Origin of the sequence: Streptomyces sp. NPDC060366 (assembly GCF_042725135.1) — a bacterium.
Taxonomy (GTDB): domain Bacteria; phylum Actinomycetota; class Actinomycetes; order Streptomycetales; family Streptomycetaceae; genus Streptomyces.
In genome coordinates, this window is record NZ_JBHXDC010000049.1 from 1 (window position 1) to 4,769 (window position 4,769).

Annotated in this window: 5 protein-coding genes; 4 read left to right on the top strand and 1 reads right to left on the bottom strand. The window is 69.3% G+C overall.

Going from position 1 to position 4,769, the window contains the following annotated elements:
• The 3 genes from ACFWHU_RS38460 to ACFWHU_RS38470 all read left to right on the top strand — a co-directional run.
• The coding region (locus ACFWHU_RS38460; RefSeq protein ID WP_387231003.1) for a hypothetical protein at positions 1–237 on the top strand (237 nt) is incomplete at its 5' end.
• A gap of 555 nt (positions 238–792) precedes the next feature.
• Positions 793–1,602: a hypothetical protein gene (locus ACFWHU_RS38465; RefSeq protein ID WP_387231005.1), complete on the top strand. Its 810-nt coding sequence runs from the start codon at positions 793–795 to the stop codon at positions 1,600–1,602.
• 203 nt (positions 1,603–1,805) lie between these two features.
• Complete coding sequence (locus tag ACFWHU_RS38470; protein ID WP_383845310.1) at positions 1,806–2,087, top strand: hypothetical protein; 282 nt, start codon at positions 1,806–1,808, stop codon at positions 2,085–2,087.
• A gap of 157 nt (positions 2,088–2,244) precedes the next feature.
• Here the strand turns inward: ACFWHU_RS38470 and ACFWHU_RS38475 are convergent, their stop codons facing one another.
• Positions 2,245–4,257 (bottom strand): hypothetical protein, encoded by a 2,013-nt coding sequence (locus ACFWHU_RS38475; RefSeq protein WP_387231007.1) that lies wholly within the window; start codon positions 4,255–4,257, stop codon positions 2,245–2,247.
• A 202-nt stretch (positions 4,258–4,459) separates the two neighbouring features.
• On the opposite strand from ACFWHU_RS38475, the gene ACFWHU_RS38480 reads away from it, so the two are divergent.
• Entirely contained in the window at positions 4,460–4,609 is a 150-nt protein-coding gene (locus ACFWHU_RS38480; protein WP_387231009.1) for a hypothetical protein, read from the top strand.
• The last annotated feature ends 160 nt before the right edge of the window (positions 4,610–4,769 follow it).

The window sequence follows — 4,769 nt, forward strand, 5'->3', positions numbered from 1 at the left end:
TCCGAGCCGCTGCCGCCAGCGCCCGCCCCGGCGTCGACGGCCGTCGTGGTGATGGCTGTGTCGCTGGCCCTGGTGGTGGTCCTGGTGGTGTCGCTTGCATGCGGGAGCGTCGCCTACCTCACCTACCAGCACCCCGCGCTCGAAGCGCCCCTCACCATCGCGATGACCACGGTGATGGCCATCGCCGCAGTGGTGGCCGCAGTGGCCGCCGTCGTTGCCCTGCTGCGCCGCCGGTGACGCCTGGCGGCCGGTACGAGCCGCCCGCAGTTCCGGATTTCGGGACTTCCGGAGTCTGTTACTCCGGATTCGGATGCGTGGCCGAAGGGCCGCCCGGACACCGGGCTGTTGGGGTCGCGCCGTGGCGGAGCCGGTGGGCCGTTTCAAGATTTCGCGAGGTCCGGCGTCACATTCTGCGGCTACCCCTGCATAACCAAGTAGCCAGCAGAGTTCGTCACGTTACGACCCTCGCCGTCCGGGCCGCCCGCCACTGAGGACCCGCCAGCCAGCCCTGGTGCGGCGGCCGGGACGGTGAGGTGGTCGGCCTGGTTCGCTGCCGTGCCGCAGGGCGGCGTCCAGGCGTACAGGGCTCGGTGCTGGGGCGCTCTGAAACCTCAGAGGTTAGTCATCCCATTCGATCTCTCATCCCGGGTCTCTCAACCTGACCTTTCACCGGATCTAACACTTGAACTTACATAGTCCCGCTGGCACATCCATGATCAACATGTGATCCGTCGACTCCAACGAGGCCGCACTGTTTGGGAGTTGAAGGCTCGCACGGCTAGTTTCTGAGGCATGAAGACAACGGCGACTGCCAAGCAGGACATGCAGGGCGACGTGGCGACCGGACGGGACACCCGTACGGCCGTTCTGGACCGCTCGATCCGGACCAACGTGCCGCTGCGCAAGACCTTCGTCCAGGCGAACCGGGGATCCGTCAGCCGGCACGGGCCCCTGAAGGACTTCGTGACCGGCCGGGACCTGCGGGGTCTCAGGGCCTACCTGATCATCGTGGCCGCGTGCAGCAACGGGGACAACGGCTGGTCGACCACGCATGACAGCGCGGTGTGGTCGCGGCTGATGGACATCCACGAGACCGCCGTCAGTCAGTCTGCGCGCACGGGCGCCTGGCGGGCTCTGCGCCGGCTGGAGGAGCGCAACCTGATCGAGTGCAGCCGCAGCGGGACCAAGATCACCGTGACTCTGCTGCGCGAGGACGGTACGGGGAAGCCCTACGACCGCCCCGTGGGCGACCGCGAAGAGAACCTCTTCCTGCGGATCCCGAATACGTTCTGGGCGCAGGGCCGTGACGAGAAGCTGAGCCTGCCGGGCCTGGCCCTGTTCCTGGTCGTCGCCCGCGAGAAGCACTGGGTGGCCCTTCCCGCCGAGAGAGCTCCCGAGTGGTACGGCTGGTCCCCCGACACCCATGAACGCGGCCTGAAGCAGCTTGTGGATCTTGGGTTTGTCCTGAAGCGGGCCATCAAGAAGAAGGCTCCGTTCGCCCCCCTCGGCTACACCATCGCCCACGAGTATCGGCGTGCCCTCATCACGATGCCGCGTAAGTCGAAGCCGAAGAAGAAGTCCGCCCCGTCCACCACCGCTTGACGTAGAGCTCCAGCGCGGCGCGGCAGCCGCTTCCGCGGGCCCCGGGGGTCCGGCAAGCGCTCGCGAATCCGTACGCGTCCGTCCCGTCGACCCCGTCGTGCCGGGGCTCTGGAGCGGATTCGCGAGAAGTGGAGCAGCTGCCCGCCGGCAAGGACTGTGGCTCCGCGCTCGACAACCAAGTGCCCGACCGAAGGAGAAGCACCATGTCCACCGTCCCGCCGACCACCGCGCCTCAGGCGACCGCTGCGCCGGTACCGCCTCCGGTGCCGCCTGGGTGGCCGCCGGCCCCAGCCGCGGCGCCCTCGATGCTGGCGGTCGCCCTGCTGCTGGTCGCCTTCGTGGTGGCGCTGCTCGTGTGCGGGTTCCTGGCGTATCTCGTCTACGCCCACCCCGCCAGCCGCGAGCCCCTGGGCATGGCGGTCGGCGCCCTCGGGATGCTCGCGACGGTGGCGGCCGTCGTCGTCGCGGTACTCCGCCGCCGGTGACGCGGAACGGCCGGTACAGGGGCGCCCCTGTACCGGCCGGAGTTCCGGACTCCGATACTTCCGGAGTCTGTTACTCCGGAAGTCTGTGAGTAACGGACTCGGGAGCACCGTGCCCGCTTGTGGGACGACCGGTTCGTCGGTGGGCGGGGACCGCGGGCTAGATGACGCCGAGGCTGTCGGCGATCCAGTGCCAGGGCTGGTCGGCGCCCACGGTCCATGGCACCACCAGACCGACCACCAGTGCCAGGATGCCGAGGACCAGGGCGCTGTCGAATGGGATGTGGCTGTCGATGTCGGTGAGCGCGGCCAGCAGGAACATAAGTGCAACGCCCAAGGCGGGCACGGCCAAGATTGTGTAGACGATCAGGTTCAGGATGCCGGCGCCCGGGGATGCCTGGATGCCCGCGATGAACGTCGCCGGGACGGTGTAGGCGAGCACGGGTACCGGCGGGATGAGGAACCATCCCCAGAAGGCGGGGAGGGCGGGTGAGCGGCGCCCGGCGGGGGGCGGAGCGGGCGGTGTGGCGCGGGGAGTGCTGGCGTCCTCGGGTGGGCGTCGCTTTTCCCACCGGTTGGCGATGTCCCAGAGCCTTTGCCACTTCTGGAGTTCCCCGGGGGCCACGTGCCGGACGATCTTCTCGACGAAGCCCAGCGAGGGGAGTTCGCCCCGCAGGAGGGCGTCGAGGTGCGCGGTGTCGGGGGCCAGTTCTTCGAGCGTGTCGTACGGCAGCTCGGTCTCGCGCAGGAACGCGGCGAAGTCGCGGATGAACTTGGTCTTCGACTGGATCCGGTCAGCAGCGAGACGCGGACCCTTCTGCGTGTTTTCGCTGGTGGAGGCTTTTTCCGCGGTTGTCCCGGACAACTCCCCGGCGCCGTACGAGGTGCCGTCGGGTCGCGCGAAGTGGGAGTACACCTGGTCTGGATTCTTCCATTCCAGCGGCCGGTGCGTCGGGGGCAGGCCGTTCTCCAAGGCCTCGTGCAGGGTGTCGTCCAGGGCACCCAGGGCGTCGTACGGGGCGGCGTAGGGGGTGCCGTCGGGTCGTGCGAAGTGGGAGTACACCTGGTCTGGATTTTTCCAGGGCGTCGGCCAGCCCCGGGCGTTGGACTCGTCCTCGGAGTCGGCCCGCGTGCTTGGCGCCGGCGCCGGGTCGTCGGTGCCGCTGGTGGCGGCGTTGTCCGTGTTGTCCGCGCCGGGCGCGGGCCAGGGATCGCCGGGGTCTGCTTCGGACAGGCCGTCGCCGCGGTCTTCGCCGTTGTCGGGGTGGGCCGGGTCGCGGGGGGTGGGGATGATGGTGCCGGTGATGATCTGCGGCCCTGTGTCCTGGGGCTCCGGCATGGGGGTGCCGGTGTGTTCGGTGATGTCGGCCAGGTCCCGCTCGCGTTCTTTGCCCTCGCTGGTGATGCGCTCCAGCGCGTCGTCGTAGTCGGCGAAGTCGTCGTCGTCGCCCGGGTCGATCTCCTGCCGCGCGGGGAGCAGGTGCTGTTCCGGGCTGTCGGTGTCTCCGAGGTTCAGGTCGGCGGCCTTGCGGCGTAGTTCCTCGAGTTCCCGGCGGGCTTCCTCGGCCTCGATGAGCAGGGCCCGCTGCGCCTGTTCGGCGGTGTAGCGGTGCTGGCGGGCGCGCTCGAGTTCCTTCTCGGTGCGGTCCAGGCGCAGCCGGGCCTTGTCCAGGCGGGCCTCGGTCTCCGCGCGCTTCAGAGCGTGACTGTTGTCGCGCTGCGTGGTGAGTTCGCGCACGGAGCTCTCCACCCGGGCGTACATCGCCAGGAGTGTGGGGATCACGCTGCGGGTCCGCTCGGCGACCTCGTTCGCCTTGGCGAGCTTCTCGGTGGTCTCCACCAGGTGCTGCTGGACGGCGATCAGTTCACGCGCCGCCACCTGCGCCTCGCCCGCGGCGCCGGCCGGACGGGTCGACTCGGCCTCCGCCTCCCCGTGCAGCTGCGCGGCGCGGGTGAGGGTCTGCCCCATCTTCCGCTTGTCCGCGCTGTACAGCTTCCGCACCACCAGACCCAGGACATGGGCGGGGACGAGCTTCGAGCCGTTGAGGTACTCCGCCCACAGCGTGCTGCTGCCGGGGAAGTGCTGGGCGAAGGAGGCCGTCGTCCTCAGCTCCATCCGCGCGCCCAGGCCGGCCAGATAGGTGGCCAGCTCGTTGGCCTTCGGCCCGCCCACTAACTTCCTCGGCCGCCCCGGCCCGCCCATCGCCCGCCCCCGGTCCTCAAGTTGTCCGCCGCGGTCCGGCATTGTCCACCGTCCGCAGGGCTGCTGCCTGCACCGATACATCCGGCATCGGACGGACAATCAGATCACTCGGCACGGTTCCTCTCAAGCCGCCCCGCACATCGGGCACTTCACCTTTCGAGAGGACCGCACCATGAACCTCATCCCGTTCTACGACTTCCTGATCCACGACGTCCTGGGCAACCTGACCGCCGGCGCCCTGACCGCCTTTGTCGGCTACGCCGCCAGCAGGATCAAGCGCCGCACCGCCCGCCCGCCGGGCCAGGGCCGCGCCCCGGAGTAACCGGGACGAGGCCCGGTCCCGCGGTGGTTCCGTACCGGATCAGATCCGGGAGTAACAGAATTACAGAGTCTGTTACTCCGGAAGTCTGTTACTTCCGGATCCGGGAGCTTTCCGGGCGGTCTTGCGGGGGAGGACGGAGCGCAGCAGTTCGCTCTCGGTG

Bases quoted from the DNA above. Each gene is read 5' to 3' on its own strand.
- ACFWHU_RS38465 (WP_387231005.1), top strand. From the start codon at position 793: ATGAAGACAACGGCGACTGCCAAGCAGGACATGCAGGGCGACGTGGCG.
- ACFWHU_RS38470 (WP_383845310.1), top strand. From the start codon at position 1,806: ATGTCCACCGTCCCGCCGACCACCGCGCCTCAGGCGACCGCTGCGCCG.
- ACFWHU_RS38480 (WP_387231009.1), top strand. From the start codon at position 4,460: ATGAACCTCATCCCGTTCTACGACTTCCTGATCCACGACGTCCTGGGC.